Source organism: Sphingomonas sp. RS2018 (genome assembly GCF_054489605.1).
Genome location: NZ_JBTMWL010000001.1, coordinates 196,867 through 213,866 on the forward strand (window position 1 = coordinate 196,867; position 17,000 = coordinate 213,866).

Genomic DNA, 17,000 nt, shown 5'->3' on the forward strand with positions numbered 1-17,000 from the left:
TCAGGACCGTTTCACGAGGGAAATCGCACGTGTTTTCGTCTCAACATTCACGCTCAACCGATTGGTTGAACATCGCGAGCGGCACGCGCGCGGTCCCGCCTTTCGTGCCGCTACCGCCGGGGCATTCGCGATCGTGACCTTGATGACGCACGATCCGCTCGCACGTCTCAACTTTCTCAACATTCGCCCGTAGCGGAGGCTGACCGATGGCTACCGACACCGTCCTGATGACGCCCGCCCACCTTGCGGCGTTGCCCGACGCCCGCATCCTCGACGCGACCTGGTTCCTGCCCGAACATGATCGCGACGCCCGCGCGGAGCATGATGCCGCCCATATTCCGGGCGCGATCTTCCTCGATCTCGCCAGCCTAAACGGCGCTGACGGCAACCTCGCGACGCCCGATGCCTTCGCGCAGCGCATGGGCGCGCTCGGCGTGACCGAAGGCGATACGATCGTCCTCTACGACGATTCGCCGCTCCACACATCGGCGCGGATCTGGTGGGCGCTGCGGACGATGGGCGCGCGCGACGTCCGCATTCTCGACGGCGGCCTCGGCGCATGGCGCGCCGATAGTCGCCCGATCGAGAGCGGCATCGCCACCCCTGCGTCGGCGACCTTCACGCCCCGCTACGACGGCACCGGCGTCCGCGACCTCGCCGCCATGACGTCGACCGATGCGCAGATCGTCGATGCGCGCAGCCCGGCCCGCTTCGCCGGTGCCGAGCCGGAGCCACGCGCCGGCGTCGTCCCGGGCCACATTCCGGGATCGACCAACCTCCATTACGCGCGCCTGTTCGACGCCGATGGCCGCCTGAAACCAGACGATGCGCTGCGCGAAGAACTCGCAGCCGCCAACGTCGACATCGACCGACAGATCGTCGCCACCTGCGGCTCGGGCGTCACCGCCGCCAATCTGGTGCTGGCACTCCACCGCCTCGGCCGCGACGTGCCGCTCTACGACGGCAGCTGGACCGAATGGGGCAGCCACCCCACAGCCCCGAAGGAGACCGGCGCATGAGCGAGCACGGCAAGGGCGACGGCACCCGCGTCGTCCACGGCGGGCGCCGCCCCGAATGGACGCAGGGCATCGTCAGCCCGCCGGTGTGGCGCGCCTCGACCATCCTCTATGATTCGGTCGCGTCGCTGCGCGCGTCCGGCGGGCGCGACACGCATCACCGGCTGTTCTACGGCCGTCGCGGTACGCCGACACAGTGGAGCCTCGCCGACGCGCTGACCGAGCTGGAGCCGGGGGCGGAGGCGACCTTCCTCTACCCCAGCGGCGTCGCCGCCATCGCCGCCGCGCTACTCGCCGTCCTCTCGCCTGGCGACGAGCTGCTGCTGGTGGACAGCGTCTATGATCCGACCCGCAACCTCGCGAACGGCCTGCTGAAGCGGATGGGAATCACCACGCGCTTCTTCGATCCGATGATCGGCTCGGGCATCGCCAACCTGATCGGGCCGGCGACGAAAGCGATCTTCCTCGAAAGCCCCGGCAGCCTGACCTTCGAGGTGCAGGACATTCCCGCCATCACCGCGATCGCGCGGGAGCGCGGGATCGTCACGTTGCTCGACAACACCTGGGCGACGCCGCTCAGGCTGCCGGCGCTGGCGCTGGGCGTGGACCTGTCGATCCTCGCCTGCACCAAATACATCTCCGGCCATTCCGACGTCATGATGGGATCGGTGACGAGCACGGCAGCTCACTGGCCCGCGCTGCGCGACGTCAGCTTCCAGCTCGGTCAGACGGTATCGCCCGACGATGCGTGGCTGGCGTCGCGCGGACTTCGCACGATGGCGCTGCGGCTTGATCGCCATGCGGAGAGCGCGCTCGCTATCGCACGCTGGCTGGCCGAGCGGCCCGAGGTGTCGCGCGTGCTCCACCCCGCGCTCGCCGATTGCCCGGGCAGCGCGATCTTCCACCGCGATTTCCGCGGCGGCGCCGGACTGTTCGCATTCGAGCTGGCGGACGCGGGCGAAGCCCCTCGCGCCGCGCTGATCGACGCGCTGGAGCTGTTCGGTATCGGCTATAGCTGGGGCGGGTTCGAAAGCCTCGCCATCCCCGTCGACCCACAACGCATCCGCACCGCCGTGCCCTGGCGCGGCACCGGCGCGCTGGTGCGGCTCAGCATCGGGCTGGAGGATGCGGCGGACCTGATCGCGGATCTGGAGCAGGGGCTGGCGGCGTATCGCGCGGCGGTGGGGTAGCTTACAACAGCATCAGCGCATTCAACCGCCCGATCAGCGCCGGCGGCATTTGCGCCACGCCCTCCAGCCCGCCGCCCATGTCGATCGGCGCATCGGCGTCCTCCAGATAGCGCCAGCCCTGATGCGCGCGCTTGCCCCGAGGCTGGACGAGGATCAGCCGCGGCTCCAGCTCGATAGCGACGCGGCCGTCCTCCTCGCCGAAGCCGATCAGCGGCGAGCGGGCGACCAGCTGGTGTTTGACGATCCAGTAGAGCGATCCGCCCGCCATCTCGGCATGGCGCTTGGGCAGATAACGGGTGGTCGGCGTGAACCGCCCCTCCTCCGCCCGCTGCTGCACCCGCTCGTCGAGCGCGGCCAGGCTGTCGAGCCCGTAGGCGACCTTGGTCAGATGGAGCGGCATGCGCTCCGATGTGGGTCAGGCCCCCAGCCCCCACAAGGTCGCAAGGCCCAGGAACGCCAGGAACCCGCCGGTATCGGTCAGCGTGGTCACGAACACCGCCGACGACACCGCGGGGTCGATCCGCATCCGGTCCAGCGTCACCGGCACCAGCACACCCGCCAGCCCGGCGATCATGTTGTTGATGACCATCGCCATCGCGATGACCAGCGACAGGTCGGCGTTGCCGAAGATGACATAGGTCCCCGCCCCGATCAGCAGTCCCAGCGTCACCCCGTTGGCGATGGCGATCCGGAATTCGCGCAGGATCGTGCGCACCGTGTTCGATTCGGTCAGCTGGTTGGTCGCAATCGCGCGGACGACGACGGCCAGCGTCTGCGTCCCCGCATTGCCGCCCATCCCCGACACGATCGGCATCAGCACCGCGAGCAGCGCGTAGCGCGCGATCTGCCCTTGAAACGCCCCCACCACCGACGCCGCGATCATCGCGGTGCCAAGGTTGACGACCAGCCACGTCAGGCGCGTGCGTACCGTCAGCAGGATCGGCTCGTTGATGTCGCCGTCGCCCGCACCCGACAGCAGCAGTGCGTCCTCGCCCGCTTCTTCCTGGATGATATGGACCATGTCGTCGACGGTAATCATGCCGACAAGGCGCCCCGACCCGTCCACCACGGCGGCGGAGATCAACGCGTATTTCTGGAAGCGCAGCGCGACCTCTTCCTGGTCCATATCGACCGGGATCAGCGTCTGTTCGCGCTTCATGACGTCGGCGATGGCGACGCCGCGCGGTGTACGCAGGATCCACGACAGCTGGCAGGTGCCGATCGGCTTGTGCCGCGAATCGACGACGAAAATCTCCCAGAAATCGGTCGTCAGCTCCTCGTTGCCGCGCAGATAGCTGATGACGTCGCCGACGCTCCAATGCTCGGGCACCGCGATCAGCTCGCGCTGCATCAAACGGCCGGCGGATTCCTCGGGGTAAGACAGCGCCTCCTCGATCGCGGCGCGATCGTCGGGCTCCATCGCGCGCAGCACCTCGCGCTGGTCCGCGGCGTCCATGTCCTCGATGATCGCGACGGCGTCGTCGGTATCGAGTTCGGCTGCGAGGTCGGCGACCTCCTGCGGCTCCAGCGCGTCGATCAGGTCCTCGCGGACGTAATCGTTCATCTCCGCAAACACGTCGCCATCGACCAGATCGTGCAGCGCATGAGCGAGGCCGGAGCGCTGCTCGTGCCCGACCAGCTCGAACAGATCGGCGATGTCCGCCGGGTGCAGCGGCTCGACCAGCGCGCGCGCGCGCTCGACGTCGCCGTCAGCCACCGCATCCAGCACCGCGCGGACGAATTCGGGCTTCAGCCGGTCGTCCTCGTCCAGCTCGCTCTGTTCGGTCGCGGGCGCGTCAATCAGCTGGTCGGTATCGATCATGTCCCGGCCCTCCGTGGCTGCGCGGCGCAAGGGCGGTCCCTACGCGGCTAAGGCGGCGCTGCCAACCGCGCGGAATTTGCACGCCGCGCCGCAGGAGCCTAGGGCCGCGGGGAATCCATCACTGCCAAGGAGCCCCGCGTGGCCGATACATTCCAGACCCTGACCTTCACGCTCGATGCCGGCGACGGCAAGGGCGGCGACGTCACCATCCGCCTGCGTCCCGACCTCGCGCCCGGCCATGTCGAGCGCATCGGCACGCTCGCCAACGAAGGCTTCTACGACGGCGTCGTCTTCCATCGCGTCATCGACGGCTTCATGGCGCAGGGCGGCGACCCGACCGGCACCGGCACCAGCGGCTCGAAGCTGCCTGACCTGAAGGCCGAATTCAGCCGCGAGCGCCACGCCCGCGGCGTGTGCTCGATGGCCCGCACCTCGGCGCCGAACAGTGCGAATTCGCAGTTCTTCATCTGCCTCGACGACGCGACCTTCCTCGACGGCCAGTACACCGTCTGGGGCGAAGTGACCGAAGGCATGGAGCATGTCGACGCGCTGCCGAAGGGCGAGCCGCCGCGTAATCCGGGGAAGATCGTGAAGGCGCGCGCGGCGTAGTCGATCAGCAGCGCTGATCGACGTTGCAACGCCGCGCTGGCCGGCGTCGCGCCAAGCGACGACCGACGGCGTGGCTTTGCCACGCCGCGCTGTTTGAAACTGACGTAAGTCGGCGCCGCGGCGAAGCCGCGTCGTCGGTCGTGCGTCGCACGCCGGCCGGGACAGTGGTCGGGACGCGGATTAGCGCTGCTAATCCACGACCACCGTCTCCACCAACCAGTCATGAAACAGCTTCACCGGCCGCGTCTGCAACGCTCGCGGGCGGCACACGAACCAATAGCTGTAGTCGCTCTCCGGCGCGACATCGAACAGGCGGACCAGCCGCTCGTCGTGCGCCGCCTCGTAATGCGCTTCCAGCATGAAGGCGACGCCCAGCCCCTGCGCCGCTGCCTCCAGCATCAGCGTCCCCGAATCGAAATAGTCGATCGCGCCCGGCTCCAGGTCGGGCACCCCGGCCGCGCGGCGCCACTGAATGAACGTCTCGGGCATGTCGCGGTGCAACAGCGCGGTCAGCGAGGCCATCTGCTCGGGCACGATCGTCGGCTCCGCGCCTTCGATCAGCGAGCGATGCCCGATCGCATAGACGCGGTTGCGATCCAGCCGCAGCGCATAGAGCAACGGATCGATCTCCCGCGCTACGACGATGGCGGCATCCAGCCCGTCGCCGAGCCGCGTCACGCCATGCCCAGCCGTGTCGATATCGAGGTGGAATTCAGGGTGGCGCCGCTTCAGCTCGCCCAGTCGCGGCAGCAACCGCTGGCTGGCGAACAACGGCAACACCCCAAGACGCAGGCGCAGCAATTCCGTCCCGCTCGTCATCGCCTCGATCGTATCGGACATGGTATCAATTGCCGGCGCGATACCCGCGAGCAACCGCTCGCCATCGGCATTCAGCTTCAGCGCTTGATGACGGCGTTCGAACAGCGGCTTGCCGATGAAGCGCTCCAGCGCTTGTACGCGCCGGCTCAGCGCTGGTGACGATAGCGCCAGTTCCTCAGCCGCGGCCTTGATCGAGCCCAGCCGGGCAACCTGCACGAACGCCTCGATGGCGGTGAGCGGAGGAAGCCTGCGCATGGCGGTCATGATGCGCTGCAACACCGGCGATTGTCAAAACCGGGCGACAACTCGGTATACGATTGCAAAAGTTGCAATTTGAAACCTGCTTTTCGCACTTGCAACAATCCGTGCTGCACTGCACATAGAGCAGGCCTTTCAGGCATCCTCTCCTAAAACTTTCCAGGCCGGTCCCCAGGGATCGGCCATTTTTTTGCCCGCGCGCCACCCCTCGCAGCGGTGGAACCGTCTCCCTATCTGACGCGCTTCGCGGATATAACCGCTGGCAGTGTAAAGAGGAACGGGATGGCCGACGACGAACAGCCGGTGCGCAAGCTTCAGGTCGCCAATTCCCGACCCGAGGACAGCGGACGCGGTCTCGCCCACCTTCCCCGCACGATGATGTCGGCGCTGGGCGTCACCCAGGGCGACGTGATCGAGATCGTCGGCAAGCGATCCACTCCCGCCACCGCCGTCCTGCCCTATGCCGAGGACGAGGGGCTGGAGATCGTTCGCATCGACGGCCTGCAACGCGCCAATGCCGGCGTGGGATCGGGCGATTTCGTCGAGGTGCGCCGCGCCGAATCGAAGCCCGCGGCCCGCGTCGTCTTCGCCCCCGCCGCCAAGAACGTGCGGTTGCAGGGTCAGCCCGGCGCGCTGAAACGCACCTTCGCCAACCGCCCGATGTGCGCGGGCGACACCGTCGCCATCGTCGGCCAGCAGCGCGTGGCGGGTGCCGACCTGCCGCCTAACGTCTCACGCATGCTGAACGCCCCGGCCTACGCGCTGCAGGAAATCCGCATGGTCGTGGTGTCGACGGTGCCGAAGGGCATCGTCCATCTCGACGAGGGCACCGAGGTCGAGCTTCGCGCCGATTACGAGGAGCCCAAGGAATCACGCCGCGCCGATGTCACCTATGACGATATCGGCGGCATGGCCGGCACGATCGACCAGCTGCGCGAAATGGTCGAGCTGCCGCTGCGCTATCCCGAACTCTTCCAGCGGCTGGGCGTCGATCCGCCCAAGGGGGTGCTGCTCCACGGGCCGCCCGGCACTGGCAAGACGCGGCTCGCCCGCGCGGTCGCCAATGAATCGGACGCGTCCTTCTTCCTCATCAACGGCCCCGAGATCATGGGCTCGGCGTACGGCGAATCGGAGAAGCGCCTGCGCGACGTGTTCGAGGAAGCCGCCGCCAACGCCCCCTCCATCGTCTTCATCGACGAGATCGATTCGATCGCGCCCAAGCGCGGGCAGGTGTCGGGCGAGGCGGAGAAGCGCCTCGTCGCCCAGCTGCTGACGATCATGGACGGGCTGGAGGCGCGCGCCAACGTCGTCATCATCGCCGCGACCAACCGGCCGGAGGCGATCGACGAAGCGCTGCGCCGTCCCGGTCGCTTCGACCGGGAGATCGTCGTCGGCGTGCCGGACGAGCGCGGCCGCCGCGAAATCCTCGGCATCCACACCCGCGGCATGCCGCTGGCGCCCGACGTCGATCTGGGCGAGCTGGCGCGCACGACCTATGGCTTCGTCGGCGCCGACATGGCCGCGCTGACCCGCGAGGCTGCGATCGAGGCGGTGCGTCGCATCATGCCGAAGCTCAATCTGGAGGATCGCTCGATCCCGCCGGAGGTGCTCGACACGCTGTCGGTCACGCGCGACGATTTCCTCGAAGCGCTGAAGCGCGTGCAGCCGTCGGCGATGCGCGAGGTGATGGTGCAGGCGCCGACCGTGCGCTGGGCCGATGTCGGCGGACTGGACGACGCGCAGGAACGGCTGCGCGAGGGCGTCGAGCTGCCGCTGAAGGACCCCGACGCCTTCCGCCGCATGGGCATCCGCCCGGCCAAGGGCTTCCTGCTCTACGGCCCGCCCGGCACCGGCAAGACCTTGCTGGCGAAGGCGGTCGCGCGCGAATCGGAGTCGAACTTCATCGCCACCAAGGCGAGCGACATGCTATCCAAATGGTATGGCGAGAGCGAGCAGCAGATCGCCCGCCTGTTCGCCCGCGCGCGCCAGGTCGCGCCGTGCGTCATCTTTATCGACGAACTCGATTCGCTGGTGCCCGCGCGCGGCGGCGGCATGGGCGAGCCGCAGGTGACCGAGCGGGTGGTGAACACCATCCTCGCCGAGATGGACGGACTGGAGGAGCTTCAGTCAGTCGTTGTCATCGGCGCCACCAACCGGCCGAACATGATCGACCCCGCGCTGTTGCGCCCCGGCCGCTTCGACGAACTGATCTACGTCGGCGTGCCCGACGCCGCGGGCCGCCGCCGCATCCTCGGCATCCAGACGCAGAAGATGCCGCTCGCCGACGATGTCGATCTGGATGTCGTCGCCGAGCGTACCGATCACTACACCGGTGCGGACCTTGAGGACGTGGTGCGCCGCGCCGGCCTGATCGCGCTGCGCCGCTCGATCGACGCGACGACGGTGACGATGGCCGATTTCGAGCGAGCGCTGGGCGATTCGCGCGCCTCCGTCACGGTCGAGATGGAGCAGGACTATCGCGCGATGTCGGACCGGCTGAAGCAGGATTCGATGGCGATCCAGCCGATCGGCTTCATCGCGCCCGGCACGCTCAAGGGGCGCGGGCCGAAGGGCGAAGACTGACGACAGTATAGGCGAACAGCAGGACCAGCGCGGCCGCCGCCACCAGATAGGGCAGCGGCCGCGCCAGTTCGTACAGCCCGATGCCGATCGACGGGCCCAGTACGAACGACGCGCCGTTGATCGACGTCACCTTGCCCGCGACCGAGCCCTGCGCCGCCTGCCCCACGGCCAGCGATGCGCCCGCGGTATAACCCGGCCGCACGAAACCGAACCCCATCGCCGCGACCGCATAGCCGAGCGCGATGCCGTAGAGCGTCGTCGCCAGCCCCGTCGCCGCGCATCCGACCGCCGCCACCGCCAGCCCGATGATGGCCAGCCGCCGCGGGCTGAGGTCGAGCAGCGGGATCAGCCCCCACTGCACCAGCAGCGCCGCCCCCGCCCCCATCATCAGCACGAGACCGGTCGGCTGCAACGCCTCGGCCGGCGGCAAGCCCAGCCGGTCGATGACGAGGAAGCCGATCGCCTGCCCCGCCATTGCCTGCGCATGGCCCATCACCAGCCCGATCACCATCCACGTGCGGATGCGCGGGTCGAGGAAGCCGACTCGCTCGCTGTCGTCGGCGGTCGCCGCGGTCACGCTGGCGCCGGTCGGCTGCCCGCCGATCGACGGATAGGCCGAAGCCGCGCCGTGCGCGCCGCCGCCGTGGTCACCGGGCAGCATGCGCAGCACCGCGACGAACATGGCAAGCCCGATGACGGTCGCGAAGAACGCCGGCCCCGCCAGCCCGATCTGCACCGTGCCCAGATGCCCCAGCACCAGATAAGGCGCGACCGCCGGGCCCAGGATCGTGCCCAGTCCGAACGCCGACGCCAGCAGCGCCAGCGCGCGTGTCCGCTCCGCCCGCGTCGTCGATCCCGCGACGATCGCCTGCACCGCCGGCGGCGCGGCCGAGCCGAAGCTGCCGTAGATCATTCGCCCCACCACGAACGCGACGAACGCCGCGGTGCCCGACAGCCAGCCGTTGATCCCCGCCATCAGGCACAACCCGCAGACCAGCAGCGACACGGTGAACCCTGCCAGCCCCAGCAGCACCATCGACCGCCAGCCATAACGGTCCGACCGGTTGGCCCAGAACGGCGCGGCCACCACCCACATCAAGGCTGACACCGAAAACGCCGCCGCCACCGCGCTGTCGGCCACCTTCAGCGAGCGGCCGAGCGCCGGCAGCACCGATTGCAGCGCGGTATTCCCCGCCGCGATCGTCAGCATCACCGCGAACATCAGCACGAACTGACGGTCGATGCGTGAGGGGCTGGGGGCGGGCGGTGCGATCACCCGCGACGCTGTGCCGCGCCGCCTGCCGCCTCGCAACCTTTTGGCCGCAAATGCGCTTCCTCCAAACGCGAATGCTTGCAACTTGCCGGCAAAATTGCGACGCATCCGGCAAATTCGCCTTTGTGGACAGGAATATCGATGAACAGTTCGGCCACCACCGCGGCTCGATCGCGCAAGCGCGGCGCCGGCCGGCCCTCCCCCTGGGGCATGTTTTTCAAGGGGTTCCTGAAACACCCCGTGATGGTCGGATCGATCATCCCCTCGTCCGACAAGCTGATCGCCAAGATGCTCGATCGCGTCGACTGGGCGACCTGCAAGGTGTTCGTCGAATATGGCCCCGGCGTCGGCACCTTCTGCCAGCATATCCTCGATCGCATGGCGCCCGATGCGCAGCTGATCGTCATCGATACCAACCCCGATTTCATCGAATATCTGCGCACCGGCTTCCTCGATTCGCGCTTCTCGCCCGTGCTGGGATCGGCGGCGGACGTGGTCGAGATCGTCCGCGCGCACGGGCATGAGCAGGCGGATTATGTCCTGTCGGGCTTGCCCTTCTCGACGCTTCCCCCCGGCGTCGGCGCCGCGATCGCCGCCGCGACCCACACCGTCATCCGCCCCGGCGGCGCCTTCCTGATCTATCAGTTCAGCCCGAAGGTCCGCGATTTCGTCGCGCCGCATTTCGAGCGCATCGACCACGACATGGAGTGGTGGAACGTGCCCCCGGCCCAGCTCTACTGGGCCTGGAAGTCGTAAGGGACCGGTCGCACGGCCCACATCAACGCGATCGGCACCGCGGTGCCGGACCACGATATCCACGCCGCCTTCGTCGAATGGGCGCGGGCGCGGCTGGCCGACCCGCGCGAAGGGCGGCTCTTCGACCGGATGGCGGCACGATCGGGCATCGGCCACCGCTGGTCCGTCCTGCCCCGTCAGGCCACCGGCGGCTCGCCGGTCGATGACGGCGGCTTCTACGCGATCGATCCGCTACCCGGCACCGCGCAGCGCATGGCGATCTACGCCGACGCCGCGCCCGATCTCGCGCTCGCCGCCATCGCCGACCTCGGCACGCGCGTCGACCTGTCGGGAATCACCCACCTCGTCGTCGCCAGCTGCACCGGCTTCGTCGCGCCCGGCATCGACCAGATCATTGCGCAACGCCTCGGCCTCGCGCTCCACGTGGAACGGCTGCTCGTCGGCTTCATGGGCTGCTATGCCGCGGTCGCCGCACTCCGCAGCGCGCGCCACATCGTCCGCTCCGATCCCGCCGCGCGCGTGCTGGTCGTCACCGTCGAGCTGTCCACCCTCCACCTGCAACCCGCCACCGCGCTCGAACCGTTGCTGGCAATGCTCCAGTTCGGCGACGGCGCCGCTGCGGCGCTGGTCAGCGCGGAAGCGACCGGCCTCGCCATCGAACGCCCCTTCGCCGCCGCCCTGTCCGATTCGGCGCATCTGATCCGCTGGGACATCACCGACCGCGGCTTCGCCATGCATTTGTCGGGCGAAGTGCCGGGCCGCATCGCGCAGGCGCTGGCCGATCCCGCCATCGTCGCCGCGATCACCGAGGGCCGCCCGGTCGATGCCTGGGCGGTCCATGCCGGCGGACGGTCGATCCTCGACGCGGTCGGCGGCGCACTGGCGCTGCCTGCCGATGCGCTCGACGATTCACGCGCGGTGCTGGCCGACAACGGCAACATGTCGTCGGCGACGTTGATGTTCGTGCTCGCCCGGCTGTTCGATCGCGATATCGAGCACGGCATCGCACTCGCCTTCGGCCCCGGTCTCGCTGCCGAGGGCTTCGCGATCCGGTCGGCGCGATGACGCTGGCGGTCCGCGCCGTGGCCGAAGAGCTGATGGACGCGGACGACCTGCCGGCCGAAACGCTGGCGGCGGTGCTCGCCGACCTCGCACAGGTCAATACGGTGACGATGGCCGCCCGCCCGACGCTGGCGTTCCTTGAGCGCGCGGTCGGTGACCGTCCCGCCTTCCGCCTGCTCGATGTCGGTTTCGGCGATGGCGACATGCTGCGCCGGATCGCGCGCTGGGCGGCCAAGCGCGGGATCGCCGCCGATCTGGTCGGCGTGGATCTCAATCCCAACGCCGCACCCGCCGCACGGGCCCGCACGCCCGGCGACCTACCGATAGCCTACCAGACCGGCGACTATGCTGCGCTCGCCGACGAGCCGTGGGACGTGATCGTCAGCAGCCTCGTCGCGCATCACATGACGCACGATCAGCTCGTCGCCTTCCTGCGCTTCATGGACACCCACGCCCGCGACGGCTGGCTGGTCAACGACCTCCACCGCCATGGCTTCGCCTATCATGGCTACCCGCTGCTCGCGTCGCTGGCGCGCTGGCACCCGATCGTCCGCCACGACGGTCGCCTCTCGATCGCGCGATCCTATCGCCCGGAGGAATGGCCGCCGATCCTTGCACAGGCCGGCGTCACCGGCGCGCGCGTGTACCGCACCTTCCCGTTTCGCCTGTGCGTCGCGAAACACCGCTGATGCCACCCCTCACTCTGGGCGCCGGCCCCGCCGGTTGCGCCGCCGCGATCACGCTGGCGCGCGCGGGCGTGCGGGCGACCATGCTGGAGCGCAGCCGCGAGGATGAGGACGCGCTGTGCGGCGGTTTCCTCAGCTGGCGCACCCTCGCCACGCTCGAATCGCTCGGCATCGCCGCCGACAGCCTCAACCCCGCCCCCGTTACCCGTGTCCGCCTGTTCGCCGGCGAACGCCGCGCCGAATCGCGCCTGCCCGCCCCGGCCCGCGCGGTCTCGCGCCGCCGGCTCGACGCCATCATGCGCGCGCAGGTCGGCGACGGCATCGAACGCGGGGTCACTGTCCGCGCGGTCGAGGACGGTCACGTCCGGCTCGGCGACGGCGCCACCCTGACTCCCGAAACCCTCATCCTCGCCACCGGCAAGCACGACGTGCGCGGCGTCGGGCGACCCCATGACGTCAGCGATCCCGCCATCGGCCTGCGCCTCCGCCTCGCCGCCAGCCCAACACTCACCCGGCTGGTCGCCGACGCGGTCGAGCTGCACCTGTTCGACGGCGGCTATGCCGGGCTAGCCTTGCAGGAGGACGGCAGCGCCAACCTCTGCCTCGCACTGCGCCGCTCGCGCATGACCGCGGCGGGCGGCCCGGCGGCGCTGCTCGACCGCCTGTCGTGCGACCACCCCCATCTCGGCGAGCGCATCGGCCGCATTGCCGCCGGCGCGGCCATCGATGCCGTCGCCAACGTTCCCTACGGCTGGCGCGCGCGCGACAGCGACGGTCCATACCGCGTCGGGGATCAGGCCGCCGTCATCCCCTCGCTCGCGGGCGAAGGCATGGGCATCGCAATCGCCACCGGCATACTCGCGGCACAGGCGATCATCGCCGGCGTGCCCCCGCGAGACTATCAACACCGCATCGCCACCGCCGCACTTCGCCCCCTCGCCGTCGCCGGCGCGATTCGCCATGTCGCGGAGGCGCCCCCGCTGGCCGCGCCCCTGCTCGCCCTCGCCCTCCCGCCGCTGGTCCGCGCAGTGGCGCGGGCGACGCGCTTCCCCTTGTTCACGATTCGCTAAGCGCGTAATCGCTTCAGCACGCACGATGGCGACCCGATCGAGACCCTCCCCCCGCAAGGCCAGGCCACCCCGCTGGCGCCGCGTCCTTAAATGGACGATCGGCCTGGGCGTAGGCGCGGTCGTGCTGGGCGCGCTGGCGCTGGTGATCGCGGTCTATACCGCGCGATCCTCGCTCCCCAGCTTCGACGAGTTGAAATCCTCGCCCAACGGCCAGATGATCCGCGTCCACGCCGCCGACGGCACGGTGATCGCCTCGCTCGGCCCCAGCTATGGCGAGTGGCTGCCCTACAGCGAGATTCCGGCGGGCATGCGCGACGCGCTGATCGCGGTCGAGGACCGGCGCTTCCGCAGCCACATCGGCGTCGACCCGATCGGCGTCGCGCGCGGCATTCAGGTCAGCCTGCAACGCGACAAGCGTGTCGCTGGCGTCTCCACGCTGACGCAGCAGCTGGCGCGCAACGTCTTCCTGACCTCGAACCGCTCCTATGGCCGCAAACTGCGCGAGGGCATTCTGGCGCTGGCGCTCGAACGCAAGTTCACCAAGGACCAGATCCTCGAACTCTATCTGAACAAGGCCTATTTCGGCGGCGGCGCCTACGGCATCGACGCCGCCAGCCGCAAATTCTTCGGCCATCCGGCGCAGACGCTGACCCTGTCCGAAAGCGCGATCATCGCCGGCCTCGTAAAGGCGCCCAGCAACTATTCCCCCACCGCTGACGTCGGCGCCGCGGTCGATCGCGGCCGCGTCGTGCTGCGCCTGATGAAGCAGCAGGGCGTGCCCGGCGCCGACGCGATCGACGAATCGGACATCCGCGCGGTGAAGCTGGCGCCCGAACCCATGCAGAACAGCGTCCGCTACTTCACCGACTGGGCACTTCCGCAGCTCGAGATGCTAATCGACGAAACCGTCGAGCCCCTGGACGTATGGACGACGCTCGATCTCGGCATGCAGCGGTCCGCCGACGCCGCGATCCGCCAGAACGCGCCCGCCGGTGCGCAGGGCGCGCTCGTCGCGCTCGATCGTGGCGGCGAGGTGCGCGCGATGGTCGGCGGCAAGGATTACGTCTCGTCCATCTACAACCGTGCGACGCAGGCGACGCGTCAGCCGGGATCGGCGTTCAAGCTGTTCGTTTATCTGGCGGCGCTGGAGGCGGGTAAGAAGCCCGACGATCAGGTCGTCGACGAACCCATCACCATCGATGGCTGGAGCCCGCGCAACTCCTCAAGGCGCTTTTCCGGCGCGATCGACCTGCGCACCGCCTTTGCCTATTCGATCAACACCGTCGCGGCGAAGCTGGGGCAGGAGATCGGCTTCGGATCGATCGCCGACATGGCGCGCCGCTTCGGTATCACCACCCCGGTCAACACCCACCCCTCGATGGTGCTCGGCACGTCCGACGTCCGCCTGATCGACATGACCCGCGCCTTCGCCAGCGTCGCGCAGAAGGGCGTGGCCGTCACCCCCTATGGCATCACCCGCGTCGTCGCGAACAACCAGGTGATCTACCAGCACCAGGTCGATACCAGCCGCGTCCTCGTCGCTCCCTATGTGGCCGCCGAGATGACCGACCTGCTCCAGACCGCGGTCAGCACCGGCACCGCGCGCGCCGCCGACATCGGCCGCCCGGTCGCGGGCAAGACCGGTACGACCAGCAGCAACAAGGACGGCTGGTTCCTCGGCTTCTCCAGCGGCATCACCACCGGCGTGTGGATGGGCCGCGACGATGCGAAGCCGATCACCGGGCTGCAGGGCGGCACCGCGCCGGCCCGCACCTTCGCCAGCTTCATGCGCAAGGCGGTGGCGGATCGTCCCGTCGAACAGTTCGATACGCAGGTGACGCTGCCCGAATGGCAGCTGGAGCCGGACGAGGAGAGCTATTACGCCGAGCCCGACAACGGCACGATGATGGTCGATCCCGACGGCAACCCGATCGACCGCGCACCCGCGACCGAGGACCGCCCGGCCGACGACGGCGAGCCCGGCGAGGCGCCGGTCGATCAGCAGCGGCTGGATCAGGAGTGGCTCGACCGCATGACCGGCCGTTCGGCGCCGCGCACCCCGCCGCCGTCGCCCGTCCCGCAGGATCGCGCCCCGCCCCCGCGCGATCAGGAGCCGCCGCGCCCGTACCAGTGAAGCGCGGCGCCGTTGGCCTTCAGCCAGCGGCGGTGTGGGGTCGGATCGTCGCCATACAGTTCGGCGACCAGCGCGTGAAACGCCGGCGAATGGTTCATGTGCACCCGGTGCGCGACCTCATGCGCGACGGTCGCGCGGCGCACCTCGGCGGGCGCGAGGATCAGCCGCCAGCTGTAGCGGATCGTGCCGGTCGAGGCACAGCTCCCCCACCGCGACGCCGGATCGCCGATCCCGACGCGCGCCACCGTCACCCCGGCCTTCGCCGCATAGGCCTGCGTCTCCTCCGCCAGCACGCGCAGCGCCTCGCGCCGCAGCCACCGTTCGATTCGCGCCGCCAGCCCCTCCGCCGGTCCGCCGACGGCGATGCGGCCCTCCGCCAAGCGGGGGTTACGCGGGTGGCGCTCGTTCCACTCGATCATATAGTCCACGCCACCCACCGGCACAGTCGCGCCATCGACGAACGGTCGCGCCACCGGCAGCTTCGCGCGCTGTGCCGCGATCCATTCGCCCTGCTCGCGCACCCATTCCATCGCCGGACCGATCGGCGCCCGACGCGGCAGCACCAGCCGCACCCGCCCGCTCGCCGGATCGAACGCCAGCTTCAGCCGTCGCGCACGGGGGTGGCGGACGACCTCGACCTCTTCGCTCACAAGTCCCGATCGACGATATGATGTTCGAAGTCGCCGGCGTCGTCCTCGCTGACCGTCCAGCCGCGTGTCGATTCACCCGCCGCATGCACCGCCTCCGGGTCACCCGACACGAGATAATGCCAGTCGGGCAAAGGCTTGCCCTCATCCAGCCGACGATAGGCGCAGGTCGTCGGCAGCCATTCCAGTTCGCGCACCAGCCGCGGGGTCAGCCGCACGCATTCGGCGACATAGGCGTGGCGGTGGCGATAGTCCGAACACCGCCCCATCCGCCGGTCGAGCAGGCGGCACGCGACGTTGGTCGCCAGCAGCTCCCCGGTATCCTCGTCCTCCAGCTTGTGGACGCAGCATTTGCCGCAGCCATCGCACAGCGCCTCCCACTGCGCGCGGTCCATCTTCGACAGCGGCGTCGTTTCCCAGAAACGATCGGCGGGCACGGGCGCGCTCACTTCACCCAGCGCTGCAATTCCCCGGCGACCGCATCGGCGCCCTTCTCGGTCGGCAGCAACGCGATCGGCGCGCCGTCCGGGCTCATCAAATACGCCTGCCGGCTGTGATCGACCATATACCCGCCGCCCGGCGCCGGCTTCTGCTTGGCGAAGAACACGCCGTACGCCTTGGCGAGCGCGGTCACGTCGGCGACTCTGCCGGTCAGCCCGACCATGCGCGGATGGAACGCGCCGACGAACTGCTTCACCACGGCCGGCGTATCGCGCTCGGGATCGACGGAGACGAAGATCGGCACCACCTTCGCCGCGGCCGCCGGATCGCTTGTCTCGAACGCCTTCAGCCCCGCGCCGATCACCTGCACGTCGACCGGGCAGACGTCGGGGCAGAAGGTGTAGCCGAAGTACATGATCCGGTACTTGCCCGCGAAGCTGCGGTCGGTCACCGCGCGCCCGTCCTGATCGGTCAGCGCGAAGGGGCCGCCGATGCGCGCGCCGGCCAGCGGCGGCTCCTGCGGCGTCGTCGGCGTGCCGGCATTGCAACCGGCCAGAAATATCGCTGCAACGAGGGGGAGATAGCTGTTCATGGCGCGGCCAGCCATGATCTGATAGGCGCCGCCACGCAAGCC

Annotated in this window: 17 protein-coding genes; 9 read left to right on the forward strand and 8 right to left on the reverse strand. The window is 69.2% G+C overall.

Annotated elements, in window-relative coordinates; all coding sequences use genetic code 11:
• Positions 1-206 precede the first annotated feature (206 nt).
• Both ACX40P_RS01030 and metC read left to right on the forward strand, forming a co-directional pair.
• Positions 207-1,019 carry a sulfurtransferase gene (locus tag ACX40P_RS01030; protein ID WP_459124442.1) on the forward strand — a complete coding sequence of 271 codons (813 nt, stop codon included), beginning with the start codon at positions 207-209 and terminating at the stop codon, positions 1,017-1,019.
• Positions 1,016-2,206: a cystathionine beta-lyase gene (metC, locus tag ACX40P_RS01035; protein WP_459124443.1), complete on the forward strand. Its 1,191-nt coding sequence runs from the start codon at positions 1,016-1,018 to the stop codon at positions 2,204-2,206. Before ACX40P_RS01030 ends, metC begins: the two co-directional genes overlap by 4 nt.
• Position 2,207: 1 nt before the next feature.
• Here metC and ACX40P_RS01040 read toward each other — a convergent pair whose 3' ends face one another.
• Positions 2,208-2,606 (reverse strand): DUF1489 family protein, encoded by a 399-nt coding sequence (locus ACX40P_RS01040; protein WP_459124444.1) that lies wholly within the window; start codon positions 2,604-2,606, stop codon positions 2,208-2,210.
• Between the two features lie 15 nt (positions 2,607-2,621).
• Positions 2,622-4,028 (reverse strand): magnesium transporter, encoded by a 1,407-nt coding sequence (gene mgtE, locus ACX40P_RS01045; protein ID WP_459124445.1) that lies wholly within the window; start codon positions 4,026-4,028, stop codon positions 2,622-2,624.
• 138 nt (positions 4,029-4,166) lie between these two features.
• Between mgtE and ACX40P_RS01050 the strand changes: the two genes are divergently transcribed.
• Positions 4,167-4,637, forward strand: a complete 471-nt coding sequence (locus tag ACX40P_RS01050) for a peptidylprolyl isomerase (RefSeq protein WP_459124446.1) — start codon at positions 4,167-4,169, stop codon at positions 4,635-4,637.
• A 189-nt stretch (positions 4,638-4,826) separates the two neighbouring features.
• Here ACX40P_RS01050 and ACX40P_RS01055 read toward each other — a convergent pair whose 3' ends face one another.
• Positions 4,827-5,711 (reverse strand): LysR substrate-binding domain-containing protein, encoded by an 885-nt coding sequence (locus tag ACX40P_RS01055; protein ID WP_459124447.1) that lies wholly within the window; start codon positions 5,709-5,711, stop codon positions 4,827-4,829.
• A gap of 285 nt (positions 5,712-5,996) precedes the next feature.
• On the opposite strand from ACX40P_RS01055, the gene ACX40P_RS01060 reads away from it, so the two are divergent.
• Positions 5,997-8,297 carry a CDC48 family AAA ATPase gene (locus ACX40P_RS01060; RefSeq protein WP_459124448.1) on the forward strand — a complete coding sequence of 767 codons (2,301 nt, stop codon included), beginning with the start codon at positions 5,997-5,999 and terminating at the stop codon, positions 8,295-8,297.
• On the opposite strand, the gene ACX40P_RS01065 is transcribed toward ACX40P_RS01060, so the two are convergent.
• Together ACX40P_RS01065 and ACX40P_RS01070 are read right to left on the reverse strand one after the other, a co-directional pair.
• Positions 8,266-9,519 (reverse strand): MFS transporter, encoded by a 1,254-nt coding sequence (locus tag ACX40P_RS01065; protein WP_459125197.1) that lies wholly within the window; start codon positions 9,517-9,519, stop codon positions 8,266-8,268. The two genes, ACX40P_RS01060 and ACX40P_RS01065, sit on opposite strands and share 32 nt — an antisense overlap.
• A 50-nt stretch (positions 9,520-9,569) precedes the next feature.
• Entirely contained in the window at positions 9,570-9,728 is a 159-nt protein-coding gene (locus ACX40P_RS01070) for a hypothetical protein (RefSeq protein WP_459124449.1), read from the reverse strand.
• On the opposite strand from ACX40P_RS01070, the gene ACX40P_RS01075 reads away from it, so the two are divergent.
• From ACX40P_RS01075 to ACX40P_RS01095, 5 genes are read left to right on the forward strand one after another with little or no spacing between them, the layout of a single operon-like run.
• Complete coding sequence (locus ACX40P_RS01075; protein ID WP_459124450.1) at positions 9,712-10,326, forward strand: class I SAM-dependent methyltransferase; 615 nt, start codon at positions 9,712-9,714, stop codon at positions 10,324-10,326. The two genes, ACX40P_RS01070 and ACX40P_RS01075, sit on opposite strands and share 17 nt — an antisense overlap.
• Positions 10,327-10,347: 21 nt before the next feature.
• Complete coding sequence (locus ACX40P_RS01080) at positions 10,348-11,391, forward strand: type III polyketide synthase (RefSeq protein ID WP_459125198.1); 1,044 nt, start codon at positions 10,348-10,350, stop codon at positions 11,389-11,391.
• Positions 11,388-12,077 (forward strand): methyltransferase domain-containing protein, encoded by a 690-nt coding sequence (locus tag ACX40P_RS01085; protein WP_459124451.1) that lies wholly within the window; start codon positions 11,388-11,390, stop codon positions 12,075-12,077. The genes ACX40P_RS01080 and ACX40P_RS01085 overlap by 4 nt, the downstream gene beginning before the upstream one ends.
• Positions 12,077-13,144, forward strand: a complete 1,068-nt coding sequence (locus ACX40P_RS01090) for an NAD(P)/FAD-dependent oxidoreductase (RefSeq protein ID WP_459124452.1) — start codon at positions 12,077-12,079, stop codon at positions 13,142-13,144. The genes ACX40P_RS01085 and ACX40P_RS01090 overlap by 1 nt, the downstream gene beginning before the upstream one ends.
• Before the next feature lie 25 nt (positions 13,145-13,169).
• Complete coding sequence (locus ACX40P_RS01095; RefSeq protein ID WP_459124453.1) at positions 13,170-15,278, forward strand: transglycosylase domain-containing protein; 2,109 nt, start codon at positions 13,170-13,172, stop codon at positions 15,276-15,278.
• Here the strand turns inward: ACX40P_RS01095 and ACX40P_RS01100 are convergent.
• Genes ACX40P_RS01100 through ACX40P_RS01110 form a run of 3 tightly spaced genes read right to left on the reverse strand, consistent with a single transcriptional unit; the run spans position 15,251 to position 16,958 of the window.
• Entirely contained in the window at positions 15,251-15,928 is a 678-nt protein-coding gene (locus ACX40P_RS01100) for a M48 family metallopeptidase (protein ID WP_459124454.1), read from the reverse strand. The genes ACX40P_RS01095 and ACX40P_RS01100 overlap by 28 nt on opposite strands.
• Positions 15,925-16,383, reverse strand: a complete 459-nt coding sequence (locus ACX40P_RS01105) for a YcgN family cysteine cluster protein (protein WP_459125199.1) — start codon at positions 16,381-16,383, stop codon at positions 15,925-15,927. The genes ACX40P_RS01100 and ACX40P_RS01105 overlap by 4 nt, the downstream gene beginning before the upstream one ends.
• Positions 16,371-16,958 carry an SCO family protein gene (locus tag ACX40P_RS01110; RefSeq protein WP_459124455.1) on the reverse strand — a complete coding sequence of 196 codons (588 nt, stop codon included), beginning with the start codon at positions 16,956-16,958 and terminating at the stop codon, positions 16,371-16,373. The genes ACX40P_RS01105 and ACX40P_RS01110 overlap by 13 nt, the downstream gene beginning before the upstream one ends.
• Between the last annotated feature and the right edge of the window lie 42 nt (positions 16,959-17,000).

Excerpts from the sequence above, each read along its gene's own strand:
- ACX40P_RS01065 (WP_459125197.1), bottom strand. The coding sequence starts at position 9,519 with ATGTTCGCGGTGATGCTGACGATCGCGGCGGGGAATACCGCGCTGCAA.
- ACX40P_RS01040 (WP_459124444.1), bottom strand. The coding sequence starts at position 2,606 with ATGCCGCTCCATCTGACCAAGGTCGCCTACGGGCTCGACAGCCTGGCC.
- metC (WP_459124443.1), top strand. The coding sequence starts at position 1,016 with ATGAGCGAGCACGGCAAGGGCGACGGCACCCGCGTCGTCCACGGCGGG.
- ACX40P_RS01110 (WP_459124455.1), bottom strand. The coding sequence starts at position 16,958 with ATGAACAGCTATCTCCCCCTCGTTGCAGCGATATTTCTGGCCGGTTGC.
- ACX40P_RS01060 (WP_459124448.1), top strand. The coding sequence starts at position 5,997 with ATGGCCGACGACGAACAGCCGGTGCGCAAGCTTCAGGTCGCCAATTCC.
- ACX40P_RS01030 (WP_459124442.1), top strand. The coding sequence starts at position 207 with ATGGCTACCGACACCGTCCTGATGACGCCCGCCCACCTTGCGGCGTTG.
- ACX40P_RS01090 (WP_459124452.1), top strand. The coding sequence starts at position 12,077 with ATGCCACCCCTCACTCTGGGCGCCGGCCCCGCCGGTTGCGCCGCCGCG.
- ACX40P_RS01055 (WP_459124447.1), bottom strand. The coding sequence starts at position 5,711 with ATGCGCAGGCTTCCTCCGCTCACCGCCATCGAGGCGTTCGTGCAGGTT.
- ACX40P_RS01095 (WP_459124453.1), top strand. The coding sequence starts at position 13,170 with ATGGCGACCCGATCGAGACCCTCCCCCCGCAAGGCCAGGCCACCCCGC.
- ACX40P_RS01085 (WP_459124451.1), top strand. The coding sequence starts at position 11,388 with ATGACGCTGGCGGTCCGCGCCGTGGCCGAAGAGCTGATGGACGCGGAC.
- ACX40P_RS01075 (WP_459124450.1), top strand. The coding sequence starts at position 9,712 with ATGAACAGTTCGGCCACCACCGCGGCTCGATCGCGCAAGCGCGGCGCC.
- mgtE (WP_459124445.1), bottom strand. The coding sequence starts at position 4,028 with ATGATCGATACCGACCAGCTGATTGACGCGCCCGCGACCGAACAGAGC.